Below are 21,676 nucleotides of genomic sequence, written 5' to 3'. Positions count from 1 at the left end.
CTATTATTGACTCAAAGGGCTCATAATGAGCCCTTTTTATTTGAGAATAACTATGTCTGAACATGCCTTCAATTTCAGTACCCTTACTCCTGATATATTATGGAACGCGCTCGCAGATATCGGTATTCGAGCGGAATCAGGTTTTTTAGCTTTAAACAGCTACGAGAATCGAGTTTATCAATTCACTGATGAAGAAAGACGTCGTTATGTCGTTAAATTCTATCGACCTCAGCGTTGGTCTGAAGCTCAAATATTAGAAGAGCATCTTTTTGCTAAACAACTTGTTCAACAAGATATCCCCATTGCTGCACCTGTAGAGATTAATGGCAAAACACTGCACTTTGCCAACGGTTATTGGTTTGCACTATTTAATAGTTTAGGTGGGCGTACATTTGAAGTGGATAACTTTGATCAACTTGAATGGGTTGGTAGATTCTTAGGCCGAATACATAAAGTTGGTGAATCCGAATTATTTACTCACCGCCCAACACTTGGATTAGATGAATATCTATACCAACCTCGTAAGTTATTAGAGAACAGTTCTTTTATTCCGTCACATTTAGAAAATAGCTTTTTCTCTGATCTTGATATGTTAATTGGTCGAATTGAAGAACATTGGCAGCCAAGTAAAGCAATCCGCTTACATGGCGACTGCCACCCTAGTAATATTTTATGGCGAGATGGTCCGTTATTTGTTGATTTAGATGACGCAAGGAACGGTCCTGCAGCCCAAGATATTTGGATGCTTTTAAATGGCGAACGACAAGATAAATTAGTTCAATTAGATATTCTGGTTGAAGCTTATTCTGAATATTGCGATTTTGACCACAGCCAACTGAAACTAATTGAGCCTTTACGTGGTCTACGAATGGTACACTACATGGCATGGCTAGCAAAACGCTGGCAAGATCCGGCTTTTCCTATTGCATTCCCATGGTTTGCCGACGCAAAATACTGGGAGAGCCAAGTTCTAGGCTTTAAAGAACAAATAGCGGCATTAAATGACGCACCTTTGGAGCTAATGCCACAGTGGTGATACAGTTCAAATAAGCAGTTATGTGGGAAAATACATTCATAAACATAACAAGCTAAAATAATAAAACAAACACAAATGGATTGGAGAAAGTTACACATGATGAAGAAAATGATGGCACTGTTTGGTGCTTTAGCGCTAAGTTTTTCAGTAAATGCGGCAAACTTTACAGAAGGTGATTACTATAAAGTTTTAAACCTTCCTGAATCGAAAACACCAACGGTAAACGAGTTCTTCTCTTTCTACTGCCCACACTGTAATAGCTTTGAACCACTGATTCAGGGGTTGAAAAAAACATTACCAGATAATGCTACCTTCAAAAAAACGCACGTTTCGTTCATGGGTGGAAAGATGGGTCTATCGATGAGTAAAGCTTACGCAACGATGGTTTCTCTGGGTGTTGAAGATAAAATGATTCCTGTTTTTTTCAATCGTATTCATACAATGAACAAGCCACCACGTAATGAACAAGAAATTCGTCAGATCTTCCTAGATGAAGGTATAAACGCTGATGAGTTTGATGGCACTTACAATAGCTTTGCAATTAACTCTATGGTTAATCGTTTTGATAAAGCTTTCCAAGATAGTGGCCTAACGGGTGTTCCCGCTCTTATCGTTAATAATAAATACCTTGTTGAAACAGGTAAAATTCAAAGTGCAGAAGAGTACTACGAATTAGTTAACTGGCTACTTAAGAAGTAGTTAAACGGTATTATCCTAAAAAGTAATAGAGACTAAAAAGGGAGCGATAATTCGCTCCCTTTTTTATATATCTAAGTTCATTTCTTTAAAATACCTTGCAGGTACTCATCTTTCTCTTTCCATAAATCATTTATCCACTTATGGAAACTGCGTTTAAACACTTTGTCACCAAAATAATCACCATTCACTTTCTCATCATTTTCGTGCAAATTAATACGAACAACCACTTTAGTCAGTTTACCTTGCAGCATATCAGTAAAAGGGGAATCCTGATTATCAGGATAAGCTAAAGTAACGTCCACAATGCCATCAAATAACTCGCCCATAGCAGAAAGGGTAAAGGCAATTCCACCTATCTTTGGTTTAAATAAATGCTGATAAGGTGTGCGTGCTTCTTTTAGCTTTTCTGGCGTTGCTCGTGTTCCTTCAACAAAATTAACAACGGTTGTAGGTACAGAACGGAAGTTGTTACATGATTTTTGGATCGCTTTAAAGTCATCTTCACGGCGTTCAGGATCACGACGCATGAAAGGCATATCTGCGCCCCAGCACGCTAGACCTACAAACGGGACGTAAAGCAATTCATACTTTAAAAAGAATTTGGTCATTGGTATTTTATCTTTCATCACTGATGACAATATAACGATATCAGCCCAGCTTACATGATTAGAAAGAAGTAAATACCATTTATCTTGAGAAAGCTCATCACCACCATCAACAACCCATTCGATGGTGTTATTCACATTCAACATCCAAAGATTCAATGTAGCCCAACCCCACAAGGTTTTATTTGCCATTGATACTGTGATTTTTTTTATAAAATAAAAAGGAAGTATGAGTTTGATAACAGCAAAAAAACTGATAATCAAAGAGGTTAACGCTGTATTAAGCATTACAAGCAAAACACTGATAACCAGTCGAATATTAGCAAACATAAGGCTCTTCATTTATTAACAGGGTGAAAATTGCTCATATCATAACAAGCCTCACTTTGTTTTTGTAATCATCTTTACGCCCATCTAAATAAAAAAGTACTACACAGCCTGAGCAGTAAGTTGCTTTAACAAACGGTCCATCGCTCTATATCCAACAGCTTCAGCAAGGTGAATCCGTTGAATTTGTTCTTCTCCTGCTAGATCTGCAATGGTTCTCGACACTTTAATTATTCGATGATAAGCACGAATAGAAAGACCAAGTTGATGAAGTGTATTTTCTAAAAATGCCGCATCTTCCTTTATTAATGGGCAATATTTCTCGACCTCTCTGCTGCCTAGTAAAGCATTCACCTTATTACTGCGTTCAAGCATTCGGGCACGAGCAACAAGAACTCTCGCCTTTACTTTTTGTGTCGACTCTCCTCTATCTCCTCCTTCTGTTAGTGTTCCTTTAGGTAAGAGAGGTATCTCTAATGACATATCAAAACGGTCAAGCAAAGGGCCTGAAATTCGGTTAAGGTAACGGAGTATTAATTGAGGATTAGTACGAGTTTGATTCCCTTCATAATACCCTGTAGGGCTAGGATTTAATGCACCAACCAATTGAAAACGAGCAGGGAATCGAGTCTTACTTGCTGCACGAGAAATGACAATCTCCCCAGACTCTAATGGCTCACGCAGTGAATCAAGTACCTTTCTTTCAAACTCAGGCATTTCGTCCAAAAATAAAATACCATTATGAGCTAGTGAAATTTCTCCCGGTCTAGGAATCGATCCGCCACCAACCAAAGCGGCCATAGAGCTAGAATGATGTGGAGAACGAAACGGACGAGCACGCCAATTAGATTCATTAATATGTTGATGAGTTAATGAAGCAACTGCGGCGGTTTCTAACGCTTCATCGTTAGTCATTTCTGGAAGTAAATCACTCATGCGAGAAGCCAACATTGTTTTCCCTGTACCAGGAGGGCCAAGGTATAAAAGATTATGTCCCCCCGCAGCAGCTATCTCTAATGCTCTTTTTCCCTGTTGCTGTCCGATAATATCTTGAAGATCACGATCAAGATATTGTATAGGCTCATCTATAGGAGAAGAGGTTAATAACCCAAGCTGTTGTTGACCACATAAAAACCCACACACAGATAATAGGTGAGGTGCTGATTTATGAATATCCTTGCCAACTAGCGCAGCTTGATCACCATTATCGTCAGGTACAATTAAACAACGATTGGATTTTAATGACGCTAACGCCGCAGGTAACACGCCTTTTACTCGACGTAACTCCCCAGAAAGAGCAAGCTCTCCCACAAATTCATGTCCTCGCAGTTTTGTCTCAGGGATCTGATCTGAAGCGGCAAGAATACCAAGCGCAATAGGGAGATCAAATCGCCCTCCTTCTTTGGGTAAATCTGCAGGAGCTAAGTTAACTGTAATTCGTTTTGATGGAAACTCGAAGTTCGCATTAATGATTGCACTTCTTACCCTGTCTTTTGCTTCTTTTACGGTCGTTTCTGGTAACCCAACTAAACTGAACCCTGGCATTCCATTACTAATATGAACCTCAACAGTGACCTCTGGCGCCTCTACACCTACGCATGCTCGACTGTGTATTATTGCTAATCCCATTTCCCTACCCAATTATTTATAAAGCGACTATTTCGAAGAATTTTATTGATTTGTTATATATAAGCGCTAAATGAACGAGAATTGTGAATAAAATGAGAGTTTTTTCTTGTCATGAGAGCCATGTCTGTGTTACCACTAAGTTAATGTAACGAATTATCAAAAAAAACACGTTTACGGATAGATTAAATGACCTTGTTTGCTCAACTTAATATTCTAATTATTAACATTCTCGTGGTGATTCTGGTCACCGCGCGGGGATAAGTGAGCAAAAAGTAGCAACAGCAACGCACACTTAAAACCCCCAAGCTAACAAGCAAGGGGGTTTTTTTATAGATTCAGGAAGAAATGGGAGCACATGATGTGCAAGAATAGAGAAAGAATCACTCACGCAGGGAGCGACAGTGTATGAATGGCTCACAGTTAGTAGTTAAAGCTTTGAGAGATGAAGGGATCACCACCGTTTTTGGTTATCCAGGCGGGGCAATTATGCCTATCTATGACGCCTTGTATGACGGCGGTGTAGAACACATTTTATGTCGACATGAGCAAGGTGCGGCAATGGCTGCCATTGGTATGGCACGAGCCAGTAAAGATGTTGCGGTTTGCCTTGCAACGTCAGGCCCTGGAGCAACTAACCTAATAACAGGTCTTGCTGATGCAATGCTTGACTCTATTCCCCTTGTTGCCATCACAGGACAAGTTGCTAGTCATTTAATTGGTACTGATGCCTTCCAAGAAATGGATGTCATTGGTATGTCTCTCTCTTGTACCAAACACAGTTACCTTGTTACTGACATTAATGAACTGGCACCAGTCATTGCTGAAGCCTTTGAAGTAGCTAAATCTGGCCGACCAGGCCCCGTATTAATAGATATAGCTAAAGACGTACAAGTTGCAGAAGCTCCTGTAACAACTCTTCCTCATTTTGAAGCACCAAGTATTCCTGTCGTATCTCCTGAAAATATTGAAGCCGCACAAGTCATTTTAAAATCAAGTAAAAAGCCTGTTTTATATGTTGGTGGTGGCGTTCAATTGGCTCATGCTACCGATGCCGTTCGTGAATTTTTAAACAACAACCCAATGCCTTCAGTAAGTACGCTAAAAGGATTAGGGTCAATAGCTCGCCATGATCCTCATTATCTCGGAATGGTTGGAATGCACGGCACCAAAGCGGCAAACCTTATTGTGCAGGATTCTGATTTATTAATCGTTGTTGGTGCTCGCTTTGATGACCGAGTAACAGGCAAACTTGAAGGTTTTGCCCCTCATGCCAAAGTGATTCACATCGATATAGATGCTGCAGAATTCAATAAACTTCGTCACGCTCATTCCACATTACGTGGCGACATTAATGTTGTTTTACCTCAGTTAAGTGCATCTCAAGACATTACCCCATGGTTAGAGCATGTTTCAGCTCTGCGTGCTGAATTTAAATGGCGTTACGATCACCCCGGAGACCTAATCTACGCACCATTACTATTAAAGCAGCTATCGGACATGATGCCAGACAGCTCGATTGTTGCTACCGATGTTGGTCAGCACCAAATGTGGGCAGCTCAGCATATTCAACCTCGCGCGCCTGAAAACTACTTAACCTCAGCAGGTCTTGGCACCATGGGGTTTGGTTTACCTGCAGCAATGGGAGCCAAAGTCGCTCGCCCTGATGATGAATCCATTCTTATCACTGGTGACGGTTCATTTATGATGAATGTTCAAGAACTAGGCACATTAAAGCGTAAACAAATTCCAGTAAAAATGGTGCTATTAAACAACCAGCGTCTAGGTATGGTTCGCCAATGGCAATCACTGTTCTTTGATGGCCGTCATAGTGAAACCATCCTTGATGATAACCCTGACTTTGTCGCATTAGCAGCAGCATTCAATATTCCAGGGAAAACCATCACACGCAAAGAAGAAGTAGAACCTGCACTAAAAGAACTATTAGAAAGTAAAACTGCTTATATGCTGCATGTGCTTATCTCTGAAGAAGAAAACGTATGGCCACTTGTTCCGCCAGGGGCTGCAAACCAAGACATGGTGGAGGGTGAATAATGCAACGTTATATTTTAGAAATTGAAGCCACAGACAAACCGGTATTATTAGAACGCGTATTACGAGTTATCCGTCACCGCGGCTTTGCTATCAAGCAAGTACTGGCGACTCAAAATCAAGCAAGTGGTGTTGCTGCTATCGAGATTATCGTAGAAAGTGACCGTCCTATCAGCCTGCTTACGAATCAAATTGAAAAACTTTGGGATATTACCGCGGTTCATGTCTCTACATTAAATCGCGCATAAGATAAAAATTTAAAGGATTAATGACAATGCCTACAGCACCTAAAAACAGATACCGTTCAGCCACCACAACTCATGGTCGTAATATGGCTGGAGCTCGCGCATTATGGCGCGCAACAGGCGTAAAAGAAGAAGATTTTGGCAAACCAATCATTGCCGTAGTTAACTCCTTTACTCAATTTGTTCCGGGTCACGTTCACCTAAAAGACATGGGCCAACTGGTTGCTGGAGAAATTGAAAAAGTAGGCGGCATAGCTAAAGAATTTAATACCATCGCTGTCGATGATGGTATTGCAATGGGTCACGGTGGCATGCTTTATTCACTACCGTCACGTGAACTGATCGCGGACTCTGTTGAATACATGGTCAATGCTCACTGTGCCGATGCTATGGTTTGTATTTCTAACTGTGACAAAATCACTCCTGGAATGATGATGGCAGCAATGCGCCTTAACATTCCGGTGATCTTTGTGTCTGGTGGCCCAATGGAAGCAGGTAAAACTAAGCTTTCAGATCAAATAATCAAGCTGGATCTTGTCGACGCAATGATCCAAGGCGCCGATCCAACTATTTCAGATGAACAAAGTGAGCAAGTAGAACGCTCTGCGTGTCCAACATGTGGTTCATGTTCTGGTATGTTTACCGCTAACTCAATGAACTGCCTAACTGAAGCACTTGGTTTATCTCAACCGGGTAATGGCTCAATGTTGGCGACACACGCCGATCGTGAAGAGCTATTTATCAATGCAGGTAAGCGCATCGTTACTCTAACAAAACGTTATTACGAACAAGGTGATGATTCAGCTCTACCACGTAATATTGCAAACAAAGCAGCCTTTGAAAACGCAATGGCATTAGATATTGCAATGGGTGGATCAAGTAATACGGTACTTCACCTTATTGCTTCAGCCCAAGAGGGTGACATTGATTTTGATATGGATGATATAGATGCCATGTCTCGTCGTGTACCTCACTTATGTAAAGTAGCGCCATCAACACCAAAGTATCACATGGAAGATGTTCACCGTGCAGGTGGAGTAATGGCTATCCTTGGTGAGCTTGATCGTGCAAATCTACTTAATAGCGATACTAATACCGTGCTTGGTTTAACGATGAAAGAGCAATTGGCTCAATACGACATAATGCAAACTGAAGATGAAGCGGTACTTAAGTTCTTCCGTGCAGGTCCTGCGGGTATTCGAACAACCAAAGCCTTCTCACAAGATTGTCGTTGGGATCGTCTTGATGATGATCGCGAAAATGGTTGTATTCGAACCAAAGAGAATGCCTTTAGCCAAGAAGGTGGACTAGCGGTTCTTTCTGGTAACATCGCCGTTGATGGCTGTATTGTTAAAACTGCCGGTGTTGATGAAGATAACCTTAAATTCCAAGGTCCTGCCATTGTATTTGAAAGCCAAGATACCGCAGTAGAAGGGATTTTAGGAGGAAAAGTAAAGGCAGGTGATGTGGTTGTTATTCGCTACGAAGGTCCTAAAGGTGGCCCAGGCATGCAAGAAATGCTGTATCCAACCACTTACCTTAAATCAATGGGACTAGGCAAAGCTTGTGCATTACTTACTGATGGTCGATTCTCTGGTGGCACATCTGGTCTATCAATTGGTCACGCCTCACCAGAAGCAGCAAGTGGCGGTACTATTGGTTTAGTAAATACAGGCGACATCATTACGATTGATATTCCAAGTCGCTCAATTACTCTTGATGTATCTGACGTGGAATTGGCTGAACGTCGAGTGAAACAAGACCAATTAGGCTGGAAACCCGTCAATCGTCAACGTGAAGTCTCTTTTGCATTAAAAGCCTATGCAATGATGGCAACTAGTGCAGACAAAGGTGCAGTACGTGATAAATCTAAGTTAGAGGGATAAGTTTATGCCTACACCTTCTAATCAAACTGGCGCAGAATATCTGCGTCAGATCTTACGAGCACCAATCTATGAAGTGGCCACAGTGACACCACTTCAAGATATGCCTCGTTTGTCAGAACGTATTCAAAACCGAGTTCAATTGAAGCGAGAAGACCGTCAACCGGTTCACTCATTCAAGCTTCGTGGCGCTTACAATATGGTTTCTAGTCTAACTGAAGAGCAAAAGAAAGCTGGCGTTATCGCGGCATCTGCAGGAAACCATGCTCAAGGAATGGCGTTATCTGGTACTAAACTTGGAATTCAAACCACAATAGTTATGCCACGCACCACTCCAGATATAAAAGTAGAAGCGGTAAAAGGCTTTGGCGGCAATGTGGTTCTTCATGGCAGTAATTTTGATGAAGCCAAAGCAGAAGCAGAACGCTTATCAGAACTCCATGGTTATACATTTGTTCCTCCATTTGATCATCCACTTGTGATAGCTGGTCAAGGAACAATAGGAATGGAAATGCTACAACAAAATGGGCATTTAGATTATATTTTTGTTCCTGTTGGTGGTGGTGGTTTAGCCGCTGGTGTTGCTGTTCTTATTAAACAATTAATGCCTGAAATTAAAGTCATTGCTGTAGAACCGGAAGACTCAGCTTGTTTAAAAGCCGCGTTAGATGCAGGAGAACCCGTCGTTCTAGATCAAGTAAGTATGTTTGCTGATGGTGTCGCCGTAAAACGCATTGGGGATGAAACATTCCGTTTATGCCAAAAATATATTGATGGACATATTACCGTTTCTAGCGATGAAATCTGCGCTGCCGTCAAAGACATTTTTGAAGATACTCGTGCAATTGCTGAACCATCAGGCGCATTAGCACTCGCAGGTCTCAAAAAATTCGCCGATAAACATCAACTGAAAGGTAAGCAGTTAGCGACGGTTCTTTCTGGCGCAAATACTAATTTTCATGGCTTACGTTATGTTTCTGAACGATGTGAACTTGGTGAAAAAAGAGAAGGGTTGTTAGCGGTAACGATTCCTGAACGCCAAGGTGCATTCTTCGAGTTTTGTAACCTTATTGGTGGTCGAGCAGTTACTGAATTTAACTATCGTTATAACGATGATAAATCAGCTAATATTTTTGTAGGTGTTCGATTACAAGAAGGGCAGCAAGAGCTAGATAATATAATTAATGACTTACAACAAGGCGACTATCCCGTCGTAGACCTATCTGATAATGAAATGGCAAAACTCCATATTCGCTACATGATTGGTGGAAAACCATCTAAATCATTAAAAGAAAGATTATATAGCTTTGAGTTCCCAGAATACCCAGGAGCATTGGTTAAATTCTTAAGTACCTTAGGCACTCATTGGAATATTAGTCTCTTTAATTATCGTAACCATGGCGCTGATTACGGTCGTGTTTTATGTGGTTTTGAATTAACGGATTCCGATCTTGTTAGTTTTTCAAAACACCTTGAAGAGCTTGGTTACCAATGGAAAGATGAAACAGATAATCTAGCTTATCGATTCTTTTTATCTTAAGACCGTACGGCGTAATAAGGCTAAGTAAATTTTAGCCTTATTTTCATTCATTTTTGAAATTATGCTATACAATCGGTTAAAAAATGCTATTATTTTTCTCGGCCTGTAAACAGACCTATTTATCTGTAATATTATGCTTTTGAAACCTTCGTTATACTGCTTTACCAGTTATGCTTGAAGCTTTTTATACATATGTTTTACCTCAAATAAATAATTCTTTATGGCTACAACTTCGCATTATGCGAATTATTTAATTAAAAAAATTAGGATATATATTATGTCTAAAACAACTGGTATCGTTAAGTGGTTTAACGAAGAGAAAGGTTTCGGCTTCATTACTCAAGATAACGGCGGCGCTGACGTATTCGTTCACTTCCGTGCTATCGCATCTGAAGGCTTCAAAACTCTGAAAGAAGGCCAAAAGGTTTCTTTCGAAGTTGAACAAGGTCAAAAAGGCCCACAAGCAGCTAACGTTGTTGGTGAGTAATTCGAATTTTCGAATTGAATTCTAAAAAATGCTGACTTCGGTCAGCATTTTTTTTATCTGCAATTTGAGTAAAACAATTAAGCACAAATTATAGACATAAAAAAGAAGCCTAAGTGACTTCTTTTTTACTATCCATACACTACAGATTAATTATTTTTTAACAGGACGCTGCCAGTTAGCAATTCGACGCTCTTTCGCACGACTAATGTATAATTCATTTTCACTAACGTCTTTAGTTACTGTTGAACCAGCACCGACTGTCGCGCCATTAGCGATAGTAACCGGAGCGATCAGTTGACTATCAGAACCAACAAATACATCATCACCAATGATTGTTTTAAATTTATTGGCACCATCGTAATTACATGTAATGACACCAGCACCAACATTTACACGTTTACCAATTTCAGCATCACCAAGGTATGTTAAATGATTTGCTTTAGAGCCTTCACCTAAACGTACATTTTTCACTTCAACGAAGTTACCTACGTGAGCATCATTACAAAGCTCAGCACCTGGGCGTAAACGAGTAAATGGGCCAACGGTACAATCTTCACCAACTGTTGCACCTTCAATAACACTGTATGGACGAACAATTGTATTGTCATCAATCTCACAATCTTTCAGTACACAGCCTGCACCAATAACAACATTATCACCCAGAGTTACATTACCTTCGATGATCACGTTCACATCGATCTCAATATCCATACCGCACTGTAATGATCCTCTTAGATCAAAGCGACTAGGATCGCGAAGCATAACCCCTTGCTCTAATAACTTTTGTGCTTGTGCTAATTGGAATGCTCTTTCTAAACGAGCAAGTTGAGCACGATCATTCACGCCTTCAACTTCAATCGGGCTAACAGGGTGTACCGCTTCTACAGCACGACCTTCATCATGAGCAGCAGCAATAATATCAGTTAGGTAATATTCACCTTGTGCGTTTTCATTTTTAAGAGCTGCTAGCCAACGTTTTAAATCGCCGCCCGTAGCAACCATTACACCGGTGTTAATCTCTTTAATTAGCTTCTGTTCTTCTGTTGCGTCTTTCTGTTCTACGATAGCGATAACAGGACCATTACGACGAATAATACGTCCATACCCCATAGGGTTATCTAAAACAACAGTAAGTAAAGCTATACCACCAGTTGGTTGAGCATCTAATAAGTTTTCAACTGTTTCAGCGCTAATCAGTGGAACATCACCATAAAGAATTAATACTTTCTCATCATCAGCAAATTCTGGCGATGCCTGATTAACCGCATGGCCTGTGCCTAATTGCTCAGCTTGAAGAACCCAAGTTACTCGTTCTTGACCTAACTCTGCTTGCATTTGATCACCACCATGACCATAAACAAGATGAATGTTTTTAGCACCAAGACCTTCACATGTATCAATTACATGCTTAGCCATTGGTTTGCCCGCTAAAGTATGAAGTACTTTAGGTTTATTTGAATACATGCGAGTGCCTTTACCCGCTGCTAAAATTACTGCACTGAAGTTCATAGGAAGCCCATTTTATTTTTATGCTGACTTAATTTGCCTAGCTCGTTAATACCAAAAATACTAAATCCATTACTTACTTCATCATTTTATTAATGAATAACCAATGGGATTAATATGCGGGTTAAATTATATGCTAAAAAATACGCGATAGGGTGAGAGATTAGTAAGAATTACAGCGAACAATAAAGAAAAGGCGACCATATAGGTCGCCTTCTTTCTAATGGTGCTTGATTAACGCGAACGTTTTGTCAGTTCGATAACTCGAAGCTGTGCGATCGCTTTAGCCAAATCACTGGCCGCTTGAGCGAAGTTAATGTCGCCATGCTGATTACGGATATTCTCCTCAGCCTTGCGTTTAGCTTCTTCTGCCTTAGCTGCGTCTAGGTCTTCACCGCGGATAGCGGCATCTGCAAGAACAGTTGCCGAACCAGGTTGAACCTCAACAATACCACCAGAAATATAAATAATTTCTTCGTGGCCATGTTGTTTAACAATACGCACCATACCAGGCGTGATAGCGGTCAGCAGCGGTGCGTGACCATGGAAAATACCAAGTTCACCTTCGCTACCGGTCACCTGAATCGTTTCAACTAGTCCTGAGAATAGTTTCTTCTCAGCACTTACAACGTCCAGGTGAAAGGTCATTGCTGCCATATCGCCTCCTAATCAGCCTTATAGCTTCTTCGCATTCTCAAGCGCGTCTTCAATTTTACCGCAGTACATGAAGGCTTGCTCAGGAACGTCATCGTAATCACCAGCTAATAAACCTTTAAAGCCAGCTAATGTGTCTTTAAGTGGTACGTAAATACCTGGGTCACCCGTGAATACTTCAGCTACGTGGTAAGGTTGAGTTAAGAACTTCTCAATCTTACGAGCACGAGATACAACTTGCTTATCTTCTTCAGACAGCTCGTCCATACCTAGGATAGCGATGATATCTTTTAGCTCTTTATAGCGCTGTAATGTTGATTGAACATTACGAGCGATATCATAGTGCTCTTGACCAACAACAAGTGGGTCAAGTTGACGAGATGTAGAATCTAACGGGTCAATCGCTGGGTATAAACCCATAGACGCGATATTACGGTTAAGTACAACTGTCGCATCTAAGTGAGCAAACGTTGTTGCTGGAGATGGATCCGTTAAGTCATCTGCAGGTACATATACCGCTTGAACTGAAGTGATAGAACCACTACGAGTTGAAGTGATACGTTCCTGAAGAACACCCATCTCTTCAGCTAGTGTAGGTTGGTAACCTACCGCTGATGGCATACGACCTAGTAGAGCTGATACTTCAGTTCCCGCTAGTGTATAACGATAGATGTTATCAATGAATAGTAAAACGTCACGACCTTCGTCACGGAAACGTTCTGCCATTGTTAGACCAGTCAAAGCAACACGTAAACGGTTACCTGGTGGCTCATTCATTTGACCGTAAACCATCGCTACTTTTGATTCTTCAGGATTCTCGATGTTTACAACACCAGCTTCCTGCATTTCAAAGTAGAAATCATTACCTTCACGAGTACGCTCACCTACACCTGCAAATACAGATAGGCCAGAGTGTTGTAGTGCGATGTTGTTGATAAGTTCCATCATGTTGACAGTCTTACCTACACCAGCACCACCGAATAGACCGATTTTACCACCCTTAGCGAATGGACAAATTAAGTCGATTACTTTAACACCCGTTTCTAGAAGTTCAGTCGAGTTAGACTGCTCTTCATAGCTAGGCGCTTCGCGGTGAATTGAATAATGCTCTTCAGCACCAATCTCGCCACACTCATCAATCGCGTCACCAAGAACGTTCATGATACGGCCTAAAGTTTTAGTACCCACTGGAACAGTAATTGGCGCGCCAGTATTTTCTACTGTTAAGCCACGACGTAAACCATCTGAGCTACCCATTACGATACAGCGCACTACGCCGCCACCGATTTGTTGTTGCACTTCAAGAACAAGACGTTCTTGTGCATCAACAACATTCAAAGCATCGTATACACGAGGTACATTGCCTTGTGGGAACTCTACATCGACTACCGCACCGATGATCTGTACGATCTTACCTGTAGTCATCGTTAATCCTCTAAACTGTTTAAATACCTATGCTTAAACCGCTGATGCGCCTGAAACAATTTCAGAAAGCTCTTGTGTAATAGCCGATTGACGGGCTTTGTTATACACAAGTTGCAGTTCATCAATGATGTCACCAGCATTATCAGTTGCTGCTTTCATCGCAATCATTCGCGCTACATGTTCACACGCCAAGTTTTCAACTACACCTTGATATACTTGTGATTCAACGTATCGAACCAATAATGTATCTAGTAGTAGTTTAGGCTCAGGCTCGTAAATGTAGTCCCAAGAATGAGTACGTTTCATTGCTTCATCTTCAGATTTAGGCAAAGGAAGTAATTGGTCAATTGCTGGCTCTTGCACCATTGTGTTAATGAACTTATTGTTCACTACATATAGGCGATCCAACTGGCCTTCATCGTATTTCTTCAGCATAACACCAACACTACCGATCAATTCTTCAAGACTTGGGTTATCGCCTAGTCCTGAATTTTGAGCAATAACATTACCGCCATAGCTGTTAAAAAATGCTGTTGCTTTTGAGCCGATAACGGCTAAATCAATTTCAACACCATCTTTTGACCATGTATTCATTTCTGCCATGACTTTTTTAAACAAGTTAATGTTTAAGCCACCACATAAACCACGATCACTAGAAATAACAATGTAACCAACACGCTTAGCTTCGCGTTCCTCAAGATACGGATGACGATACTCAAGGCTACCAAGCGCTAAATGACCGATTACTTTACGTATTGTGTCAGCATATGGGCGAGATGCTGCCATCGACTCTTGCGAGCGACGCATTTTAGAAGCAGCTACCATTTCCATTGCTTTCGTGATCTTTTGAGTGCTTTTTACACTCCCGATCTTGTTACGAATCTCTTTCGCACCGGCCATCGTTACTCTCCGTTTTCGGGTGACCCATAACAGGCCACCAACGAATTACCAGGTCTGGGTTGCTTTGAAATCTTCAACCAGTTTCACAAACTGAGCTTCAACTTCATTATTCCAAGCACCCGATGAGTCGATCTCTGTTGCTAGATCGGCAAATTGACCACGAGCATACGACAGCAGAGCTTCTTCAAAATCAGCAAGCTTAGAAAGCTCAACATCATTCAAGTAGCCTTTCTCAGCGGTAAAGATAACTAACGCTTGATCAAAAACAGACATTGGAGCGTACTGTTTCTGTTTCATAAGTTCAGTTACTTTTTCACCGTGATCAAGTTGCTTCTTAGTCGCGTCATCAAGATCAGATGAGAACTGAGCAAATGCTGCAAGTTCACGATACTGTGCAAGAGCAGTACGAATACCACCAGACAGTTTCTTAATGATCTTAGTTTGCGCAGCACCACCTACACGAGATACAGAAATACCAGGGTCTACCGCAGGACGAACACCAGCAGTGAACAGTTCTGTTTGTAGGAAGATCTGACCATCGGTAATCGAGATTACGTTGGTTGGTACGAATGCAGATACGTCACCAGCTTGAGTTTCGATGATAGGTAGAGCAGTTAAAGAACCAGTTTTACCTTTCACTTCACCATTAGTGAATTTCTCAACATACGCTTCGCTTACACGAGCAGCACGCTCTAGTAGACGAGAGTGTAAATAGAATACGTCGCCAGGGAATGCTTCACGACCTGGTGGACGTTTCAGTAGTAGAGAAATCTGACGATAAGCTACAGCTTGCTTAGATAGGTCATCATAAACAATCAGAGCATCTTCACCGCGGTCACGGAAGTATTCACCCATCGCACAACCTGAGTACGGTGCAAGATATTGCAGCGCAGCAGATTCAGAAGCAGAAGCAACAACAACGATAGTGTTAGCTAACGCGCCGTGCTCTTCTAATTTGCGAACTACGTTAGCAATTGTTGATGCCTTTTGGCCAATCGCAACATAGATTGAGAAAATACCAGAATTTTTCTGGTTAATGATCGCATCAATCGCCATTGCTGTTTTACCAGTCTGACGGTCACCGATGATTAGCTCACGCTGACCACGGCCGATTGGGATCATTGAGTCAACTGACTTGTAGCCAGTTTGTACAGGTTGGTCTACTGATTTACGATCGATTACACCAGGTGCAATCACTTCTACTGGAGAAGTCAGTTTCGCATCAATAGGGCCTTTACCATCAATTGGCTCACCAAGTGTGTTTACAACACGACCTAGCATTTCAGGACCTACTGGCACTTCAAGGATACGACCAGTACCTGTTACTTTCATGCCTTCCTGTAGGTCAGCATATGGGCCCATTACAACAGCACCAACTGAGTCACGCTCAAGGTTAAGTGCTAGCGCATAACGGCCACCCGGTAATTCAATCATTTCGCCTTGCATAACATCTGCAAGGCCGTGGATACGAATGATACCGTCGCTTACCGAAACGATTGTACCTTCATTACGAGCTTCACTTACAACGTTGAATTTTTCAATGCGTTGTTTGATTAGATCGCTAATTTCCGTGGAATTAAGTTGCATGCTCCATTCCCCATCAAGACTGCAATGTTTCACTCAGGCGGCTTAAACGGCCACGTGCTGAGTTATCAATGACTAGGTCTCCGGCTCGAATTATGACCCCAGCTAACAGGGCCTCATCTACGCTACAATTCAGCTTCACTTTGCGCTCTAGACGAGCTTCAAGTTTGGCACTAATGTCAGCTTTTTGCTGTTCAGTCAGTTCAATTGCTGAAGTAACTTCAGCATCAATTTCTTTTTCAAGCTCATGCTTTAAAAAGATAAATTGCTCTAACACACTAGGTAAAATCTTCAAACGGCCGTTTTCAGCCATAACATGAATTAGATTTTGTCCAAACTCGTTCAGTTGTTCACCACAAATTGAAATAAAGATTTCTGACAGTTTATCTGACGCAATAGCGCCATCCAGTAACTGAGCAACATCTTCATTTTTTGAGACTTCTGAACAAAAAGTTAGCATTTGAACCCATAGGTCCAATTCGCCTTTTTCGACCGCAAAGTCAAAAGCTGCTTTCGCGTAGGGGCGTGCGATGGTTGTCATTGTTGACATATCTTGCCCCCTTTTACTTACAATTTCGCAGTGATGTTATCAAGAATATCTCTTTGAGATTCTATATCAATAGAACGCTCCAAGATCTTCTCGGCACCAATCACAGCCAGAGTTGCAACTTGTTTACGCAGTTCATCGCGAGCGCGTTTACGTTCAGACTCAAGTTCAGCTTCACCTTGCGTAAGAATTTTTTGACGTTCAGTCAAAGCTTCTTCACGAGCTTCATCCAAAATTTGGCCTTTGCGTTTATTCGCTTGTTCGATGATCTCAGTTGCAGCGCGTTTTGCTTCTTTCAGTTGATCAGAAGCATTGGCTTGTGCCAAATCAAGGTCTTTAGCTGCGCGTTCAGCGGCAGATAAACCGTCAGCAATTTTCTTCTGACGTTCCTCGATCGCTTCCATGATTGGTGGCCATACATATTTCATGCAGAACCAAACAAACAGTGCGAAAGCGATTGCTTGACCAAGCAGAGTTGCGTTCATATTCACAACAGCTACCCCTCGTTAAGAATCAGCTACAAAAATTCAATTAGCAAAAGGCTAGATTAGCCTGCTAGTTGACCAACAAATGGGTTAGCAAATGTAAATAGTAGCGCGATAACGATACCGATCATTGGAACCGCATCCAATAGACCAGCGATGATGAACATCTTAACTTGTAGCATTGGAGCCATTTCAGGTTGACGAGCTGCGCCTTCCAGAAACTTACCACCAAGAATAGCAAAACCAATTGCTGTACCTACAGCACAAAGACCAACAATAATAGCTACTGCGATAGCTGAAAAACTAAGAACGGTTTCCATTTATATTCTCCAATTGAATAGATAGAGTTGTATTAAAAATTTAAATTAATGATCGCCATCTTCATGAGCCATTGACATATAAACTATCGTCAACATCATGAAAACAAATGCTTGGATTAAGATAACCAGAATATGGAAAATAGCCCAAGGTAACGCACCGACCCATTGTAAATACCACGGTAACATTGCAGCAATTAGTATAAATACCACTTCACCAGCAAACATGTTACCAAACAAACGCATGCCTAAAGAAAGAGGTTTAGCTAGTAGCGAAACAACTTCAATAAGTAGGTTGAACGGGATCATGAGCCAATGATTAAATGGATGTAATGCTAATTCTTTTGCAAAACCACCTAGGCCTTTCACTTTAATGCTGTAATAAATCATCAAAGCAAACACACCAAGAGCCATCGCCATAGTAATGTTTACATCAGCTGTCGGAACCACTTTAAGATAAGGGATACCTAGCAAATGTTCAGCAGAGTAAGGAATGAAATCAATAGGAACTAAATCCATGACATTCATTATAATTACCCAACAAAATATGGTTAAAGCTAATGGAGCAACCAAAGGGTTTCTGCCGTGGAAAGTCTCTTTTACGTTACTATCAACGAATTCAACTACCATTTCGACGAAACACTGTAATTTACCTGGTACTCCAGTCGTTGATTTCTTAGCTACAGAACGAAATACCCAAAGGAATAACACACCTGTTAGCACAGAAAAAAACAAACTGTCTATATGCACATTCCAAAAACTTAATTCATCAACAATGCCTAACTTCCCTAATGAGAGATTCTGCAGGTGATGATTAATATATTCAGTAGGCGTTGACGCAGACATAACTTTTCCTATTTCCTGTTGTTAATAAAGAAAACTGGTGCAAAGATATTACTACCCAGTACCAGCAAATAGGTTAGTTTGAGGGGAACAAGTTCCACCTCCGTATACACGTAAACAATAGAAAATAAGACAATTGTTATAAGAATTTTAAGCACTTCACCCAGATAGAAAAAAGCAGCAACCATTTTAGCCGCTCTTGCTCCACTGAACATAAATGCGCATTTTGAAAACACTGAATTTGCAATAATAAAAATACTACCGCCTATCAATGCAGACATTCCCCAACTAGCACTAACGGCTATGCTCATCCCTATTGTCATAACTGTAGTGACACTAAGCTGAATCAATAACAATCGCTTAGCAAGCAAACGCCCAGGTTTAGCTAGCGTAACTACCATGTATTCTTCCTTTTAAAGCATCTTTGCCTTGATATATATCAACAGAAGGCAAAGATTTTGCAAAAATTATACGTTGCACCGATATGAATGCAATCAAATAGCATTAAAAAGTTACATTTATGAGAACAAAGCAATAACTTTTACGACGTAAAATACAATTTTGCTTTTAAACACCGTTTTATATCACACTTAGCTTTCTAGCTTTGCGATAAGTTGTTCTAATTTGTGAGCCTCGTCAAAGGTAATCGTTACCTTCCCTTTACCTGATGAGTTTCGATTAATAACAACTTTAGAACCAAGCATTGCAGATAACTTATCCGATACCTCGGCCATTTCTACATCTTGCTTTACTGGTTTTTCTTCTTTTTTAGGTGATAACAACGCTTTAACTTGTTGTTCTGTTTGACGAACATTTAGTTTCTTTTTTATAACTAATTGAGCGAGTTCAATTTGAGATTCAAGGTCTAATGCTAATAACGCTCGCGCATGACCCATTTCTAACGATTTACTCTCAACAAGAGCTTTCACTTCATCAGAAAGTGCATTTAAACGTAATAAATTTGTCACCGTAGTACGAGATTTACCAATCACTTCAGAGATCTGCTGATGCGTTAATTCAAACTCTTGCTGTAGGCGCTCTAACGCTTGTGCTTCTTCTATTGCATTAAGATCTTCACGTTGAATATTTTCAATCAGTGCCATTGCAATTGCGGCTTTATCTTCAACTGACTTAACAACACAAGGTACGTGTTTTAATCCTGCTTTTTTAGCTGCACGAAAACGTCTTTCGCCAGCAATGATCTCATATTGTTGATGGGAAGTTTGACGAACAACGATAGGTTGAATAATGCCTTGAGAACGAATGGAAGCAGATAATTCCTCTAATGCTTCTTCTTCCATTATTTTTCTTGGTTGATAATGACCCGCATTCAGTTGATGGATACCCAGCTCAACCAATTGAGTTTCTTTTGAAATAGATTCACTTTGTTCTGCTGCAACTTGCTTTTCACGAGCCAGTGAACTTGTTGCTAATAGGGCATCTAATCCTTTACCTAAACCACGTTTATTTCCCATGAATTTCTGTTTCCCTTTCTTTTTCCACTTCGTCACGGCGAATTATCTCTCCGGCAAGAGCTAAATATGCTTTTGCACCATTTGAGTATTTATCATAATACATTGCAGGTTTACCATGACTTGGCGCTTCTGCTAAACGCACATTTCGAGGAATGACAGTACGATACACTTTGTCTCCGAAATGTTTTTTTAGTTGATCCGATACATCATTAGCTAAGCGATTGCGAGGATCGAACATGGTTCTTAATAACCCTTCGATCTTTAAATCAGCATTCACTACAGCGGCTAATTTACCAATAGTATCAATTAAAGCGGTAAGTCCCTCTAGTGCATAATATTCACACTGCATAGGAACTAATACAGAATCAGATGCTGCCATGGCGTTAATTGTAAGGAGATTTAGAGCGGGAGGGCAATCAATAAAGATGAAATCATAGTTACCACGAATTGGGTAGATCATGTTGCGCAAGCGAACTTCTCGCGCAAAAACTTCCATTAACTTAATCTCAGCAGCAGTAATATCACCATTTGCTGCTATTAAGTCATAGCCTCCAGATGTTTCCTCTATCACAACCTTTTCAAAAGGCACTTCGTCAACCAACAACTCATAAGCAGTAGCATCTACATCGTATTTATCAACCCCACTGGCCATCGTCGCATTACCTTGCGCGTCTAAGTCAATAAGTAGAACTTTTCGATGTGTTGCTGCCATAGAAGCGGCAAGATTCACCGCTGTTGTTGTTTTACCTACGCCACCTTTCTGGTTCGCAATAGAGATAACTTTTCCCACACTAACCTCTTATTCCATTATTTTTTTCCGGTTAAGGTGACTAAATGTCTTTCACCTTCTAACTCCGGAACGATTAATGTCGCTACATCTCTGACCGAACACCACTCAGGAAGATCATTTGCTTCATCTTCTGAATAGATCCCTTTTAATGCCAAAAATACACCATCTTCTTCTTTAGGTAGATGATGACACCAATTCACCATGTCTGTCATTGATGCAAACGCACGACTTAGGACTGCATCAAACTTTTCTTCTGGTTGAAACTCTTCAACACGACTTTGAATTGGTGTGACATTGTTAATTTTTAACTCATGAATAACTTGTTTAATAAAACGAATTCGTTTTCCTAAGCTATCTAACAGTGTAAATGATTTATCAGGGTTCATGATAGCTAATGGAATACCTGGTAAACCAGGTCCTGTACCAACATCAATAAAACGTTGACCTGATAGCTTTGGACTAACAACGATACTATCCAAGATATGTTTAATAACCATTTCACTTGGGTTTCTTACTGAGGTTAAGTTATACGCTTTATTCCACTTGTGAAGTAGAGCTACATAACCAAGTAACTGTTCTTTTTGCAATTCAGAGACAGTTAAATCAGTTTGAGCAATCAAACGATCGAATTGTTGAGATAAATCGGTCAC

General features: G+C 40.8%; 22 protein-coding genes. 7 read left to right on the top strand and 15 right to left on the bottom strand.

The window, feature by feature from the left end:
* The first annotated feature begins 52 nt into the window (after positions 1 to 52).
* Together BTO23_RS20065 and BTO23_RS20060 are read left to right on the top strand one after the other, a co-directional pair.
* Positions 53 to 1,036: a serine/threonine protein kinase gene (locus BTO23_RS20065; RefSeq protein ID WP_060993489.1), complete on the top strand. Its 984-nt coding sequence runs from the start codon at positions 53 to 55 to the stop codon at positions 1,034 to 1,036.
* Positions 1,037 to 1,135: 99 nt separating this feature from the next.
* On the top strand, positions 1,136 to 1,735 hold the full coding sequence (locus BTO23_RS20060; protein ID WP_172794773.1) for a thiol:disulfide interchange protein DsbA/DsbL: 600 nt from the start codon (positions 1,136 to 1,138) through the stop codon (positions 1,733 to 1,735).
* A 77-nt stretch (positions 1,736 to 1,812) separates the two neighbouring features.
* Here the strand turns inward: BTO23_RS20060 and BTO23_RS20055 are convergent, their stop codons facing one another.
* Together BTO23_RS20055 and BTO23_RS20050 are read right to left on the bottom strand one after the other, a co-directional pair.
* Positions 1,813 to 2,670, bottom strand: coding sequence for an acyltransferase (locus BTO23_RS20055; RefSeq protein WP_060993487.1), 858 nt, complete (start codon positions 2,668 to 2,670; stop codon positions 1,813 to 1,815).
* A gap of 99 nt (positions 2,671 to 2,769) precedes the next feature.
* Positions 2,770 to 4,296, bottom strand: coding sequence for a YifB family Mg chelatase-like AAA ATPase (locus tag BTO23_RS20050; RefSeq protein WP_061005071.1), 1,527 nt, complete (start codon positions 4,294 to 4,296; stop codon positions 2,770 to 2,772).
* A gap of 405 nt (positions 4,297 to 4,701) precedes the next feature.
* Here BTO23_RS20050 and ilvG point away from each other — a divergent pair, with 405 nt between their 5' ends.
* The 5 genes from ilvG (at position 4,702) to cspE (ending at position 10,500) form a co-directional block, all read left to right on the top strand.
* Positions 4,702 to 6,348 carry an acetolactate synthase 2 catalytic subunit gene (gene ilvG, locus BTO23_RS20040; protein WP_105064401.1) on the top strand — a complete coding sequence of 549 codons (1,647 nt, stop codon included), beginning with the start codon at positions 4,702 to 4,704 and terminating at the stop codon, positions 6,346 to 6,348.
* A complete protein-coding gene (gene ilvM / locus BTO23_RS20035; RefSeq protein ID WP_061030392.1) occupies positions 6,348 to 6,593 on the top strand; it encodes an acetolactate synthase 2 small subunit in 246 nt (81 codons plus the stop codon). Before ilvG ends, ilvM begins: the two co-directional genes overlap by 1 nt.
* A gap of 26 nt (positions 6,594 to 6,619) precedes the next feature.
* The gene (gene ilvD / locus BTO23_RS20030) at positions 6,620 to 8,476 is read left to right on the top strand and encodes a dihydroxy-acid dehydratase (protein ID WP_105064400.1); all 1,857 of its coding nucleotides are present in this window, start codon (positions 6,620 to 6,622) and stop codon (positions 8,474 to 8,476) included.
* A 4-nt stretch (positions 8,477 to 8,480) separates the two neighbouring features.
* Entirely contained in the window at positions 8,481 to 10,013 is a 1,533-nt protein-coding gene (ilvA, locus tag BTO23_RS20025) for a threonine ammonia-lyase, biosynthetic (protein WP_061005066.1), read from the top strand.
* Positions 10,014 to 10,290: 277 nt separating this feature from the next.
* Entirely contained in the window at positions 10,291 to 10,500 is a 210-nt protein-coding gene (cspE, locus tag BTO23_RS20020) for a transcription antiterminator/RNA stability regulator CspE (RefSeq protein ID WP_060993481.1), read from the top strand.
* 150 nt (positions 10,501 to 10,650) lie between these two features.
* Here cspE and glmU read toward each other — a convergent pair whose 3' ends face one another.
* From glmU to rsmG, 13 genes are all read right to left on the bottom strand, one after another.
* Complete coding sequence (gene glmU / locus BTO23_RS20015) at positions 10,651 to 12,009, bottom strand: bifunctional UDP-N-acetylglucosamine diphosphorylase/glucosamine-1-phosphate N-acetyltransferase GlmU (protein ID WP_105064399.1); 1,359 nt, start codon at positions 12,007 to 12,009, stop codon at positions 10,651 to 10,653.
* 231 nt (positions 12,010 to 12,240) lie between these two features.
* Positions 12,241 to 12,663: a F0F1 ATP synthase subunit epsilon gene (locus BTO23_RS20010; RefSeq protein ID WP_060993479.1), complete on the bottom strand. Its 423-nt coding sequence runs from the start codon at positions 12,661 to 12,663 to the stop codon at positions 12,241 to 12,243.
* 18 nt (positions 12,664 to 12,681) lie between these two features.
* Positions 12,682 to 14,085 (bottom strand): F0F1 ATP synthase subunit beta, encoded by a 1,404-nt coding sequence (atpD, locus tag BTO23_RS20005; RefSeq protein WP_060993478.1) that lies wholly within the window; start codon positions 14,083 to 14,085, stop codon positions 12,682 to 12,684.
* A 33-nt stretch (positions 14,086 to 14,118) separates the two neighbouring features.
* Entirely contained in the window at positions 14,119 to 14,985 is an 867-nt protein-coding gene (gene atpG, locus BTO23_RS20000) for a F0F1 ATP synthase subunit gamma (RefSeq protein WP_060993477.1), read from the bottom strand.
* Positions 14,986 to 15,030: 45 nt separating this feature from the next.
* Positions 15,031 to 16,572: a F0F1 ATP synthase subunit alpha gene (gene atpA / locus BTO23_RS19995; protein WP_060993476.1), complete on the bottom strand. Its 1,542-nt coding sequence runs from the start codon at positions 16,570 to 16,572 to the stop codon at positions 15,031 to 15,033.
* 13 nt (positions 16,573 to 16,585) lie between these two features.
* Positions 16,586 to 17,119 (bottom strand): F0F1 ATP synthase subunit delta, encoded by a 534-nt coding sequence (gene atpH, locus BTO23_RS19990; RefSeq protein WP_060993475.1) that lies wholly within the window; start codon positions 17,117 to 17,119, stop codon positions 16,586 to 16,588.
* A 17-nt stretch (positions 17,120 to 17,136) separates the two neighbouring features.
* Positions 17,137 to 17,607 (bottom strand): F0F1 ATP synthase subunit B, encoded by a 471-nt coding sequence (gene atpF / locus BTO23_RS19985; RefSeq protein WP_060993474.1) that lies wholly within the window; start codon positions 17,605 to 17,607, stop codon positions 17,137 to 17,139.
* A 56-nt stretch (positions 17,608 to 17,663) separates the two neighbouring features.
* Positions 17,664 to 17,921: a F0F1 ATP synthase subunit C gene (atpE, locus tag BTO23_RS19980; RefSeq protein WP_004411110.1), complete on the bottom strand. Its 258-nt coding sequence runs from the start codon at positions 17,919 to 17,921 to the stop codon at positions 17,664 to 17,666.
* A 45-nt stretch (positions 17,922 to 17,966) separates the two neighbouring features.
* Positions 17,967 to 18,764, bottom strand: a complete 798-nt coding sequence (atpB, locus tag BTO23_RS19975; protein WP_060993473.1) for a F0F1 ATP synthase subunit A — start codon at positions 18,762 to 18,764, stop codon at positions 17,967 to 17,969.
* An 8-nt stretch (positions 18,765 to 18,772) separates the two neighbouring features.
* Positions 18,773 to 19,162 carry a F0F1 ATP synthase subunit I gene (locus BTO23_RS19970; RefSeq protein ID WP_060993472.1) on the bottom strand — a complete coding sequence of 130 codons (390 nt, stop codon included), beginning with the start codon at positions 19,160 to 19,162 and terminating at the stop codon, positions 18,773 to 18,775.
* A 189-nt stretch (positions 19,163 to 19,351) separates the two neighbouring features.
* On the bottom strand, positions 19,352 to 20,236 hold the full coding sequence (locus BTO23_RS19965) for a ParB/RepB/Spo0J family partition protein (protein ID WP_060993471.1): 885 nt from the start codon (positions 20,234 to 20,236) through the stop codon (positions 19,352 to 19,354).
* Positions 20,226 to 21,026: a ParA family protein gene (locus BTO23_RS19960; RefSeq protein WP_060993470.1), complete on the bottom strand. Its 801-nt coding sequence runs from the start codon at positions 21,024 to 21,026 to the stop codon at positions 20,226 to 20,228. The genes BTO23_RS19965 and BTO23_RS19960 overlap by 11 nt, the downstream gene beginning before the upstream one ends.
* A 17-nt stretch (positions 21,027 to 21,043) precedes the next feature.
* The gene (gene rsmG / locus BTO23_RS19955) at positions 21,044 to 21,676 is read right to left on the bottom strand and encodes a 16S rRNA (guanine(527)-N(7))-methyltransferase RsmG (RefSeq protein WP_060993469.1); all 633 of its coding nucleotides are present in this window, start codon (positions 21,674 to 21,676) and stop codon (positions 21,044 to 21,046) included.

Origin of the sequence: Aliivibrio sifiae, assembly GCF_002954715.1 — a bacterium.
Lineage (GTDB): Bacteria > Pseudomonadota > Gammaproteobacteria > Enterobacterales > Vibrionaceae > Aliivibrio > Aliivibrio sifiae.
Note: the sequence above shows the minus strand (reverse complement) of the source record. Positions and strands in the feature narration are given on the sequence as shown.

Excerpts from the sequence above, each read along its gene's own strand:
- BTO23_RS20065 (WP_060993489.1), top strand. The coding sequence starts at position 53 with ATGTCTGAACATGCCTTCAATTTCAGTACCCTTACTCCTGATATATTA.
- BTO23_RS20060 (WP_172794773.1), top strand. The coding sequence starts at position 1,136 with ATGAAGAAAATGATGGCACTGTTTGGTGCTTTAGCGCTAAGTTTTTCA.
- BTO23_RS20055 (WP_060993487.1), bottom strand. The coding sequence starts at position 2,670 with ATGTTTGCTAATATTCGACTGGTTATCAGTGTTTTGCTTGTAATGCTT.
- BTO23_RS20050 (WP_061005071.1), bottom strand. The coding sequence starts at position 4,296 with ATGGGATTAGCAATAATACACAGTCGAGCATGCGTAGGTGTAGAGGCG.
- ilvG (WP_105064401.1), top strand. The coding sequence starts at position 4,702 with ATGAATGGCTCACAGTTAGTAGTTAAAGCTTTGAGAGATGAAGGGATC.
- ilvM (WP_061030392.1), top strand. The coding sequence starts at position 6,348 with ATGCAACGTTATATTTTAGAAATTGAAGCCACAGACAAACCGGTATTA.
- ilvD (WP_105064400.1), top strand. The coding sequence starts at position 6,620 with ATGCCTACAGCACCTAAAAACAGATACCGTTCAGCCACCACAACTCAT.
- ilvA (WP_061005066.1), top strand. The coding sequence starts at position 8,481 with ATGCCTACACCTTCTAATCAAACTGGCGCAGAATATCTGCGTCAGATC.
- cspE (WP_060993481.1), top strand. The coding sequence starts at position 10,291 with ATGTCTAAAACAACTGGTATCGTTAAGTGGTTTAACGAAGAGAAAGGT.
- glmU (WP_105064399.1), bottom strand. The coding sequence starts at position 12,009 with ATGAACTTCAGTGCAGTAATTTTAGCAGCGGGTAAAGGCACTCGCATG.
- BTO23_RS20010 (WP_060993479.1), bottom strand. The coding sequence starts at position 12,663 with ATGGCAGCAATGACCTTTCACCTGGACGTTGTAAGTGCTGAGAAGAAA.
- atpD (WP_060993478.1), bottom strand. The coding sequence starts at position 14,085 with ATGACTACAGGTAAGATCGTACAGATCATCGGTGCGGTAGTCGATGTA.
- atpG (WP_060993477.1), bottom strand. The coding sequence starts at position 14,985 with ATGGCCGGTGCGAAAGAGATTCGTAACAAGATCGGGAGTGTAAAAAGC.
- atpA (WP_060993476.1), bottom strand. The coding sequence starts at position 16,572 with ATGCAACTTAATTCCACGGAAATTAGCGATCTAATCAAACAACGCATT.
- atpH (WP_060993475.1), bottom strand. The coding sequence starts at position 17,119 with ATGTCAACAATGACAACCATCGCACGCCCCTACGCGAAAGCAGCTTTT.
- atpE (WP_004411110.1), bottom strand. The coding sequence starts at position 17,921 with ATGGAAACCGTTCTTAGTTTTTCAGCTATCGCAGTAGCTATTATTGTT.
- atpB (WP_060993473.1), bottom strand. The coding sequence starts at position 18,764 with ATGTCTGCGTCAACGCCTACTGAATATATTAATCATCACCTGCAGAAT.
- BTO23_RS19970 (WP_060993472.1), bottom strand. The coding sequence starts at position 19,162 with ATGGTAGTTACGCTAGCTAAACCTGGGCGTTTGCTTGCTAAGCGATTG.
- BTO23_RS19965 (WP_060993471.1), bottom strand. The coding sequence starts at position 20,236 with ATGGGAAATAAACGTGGTTTAGGTAAAGGATTAGATGCCCTATTAGCA.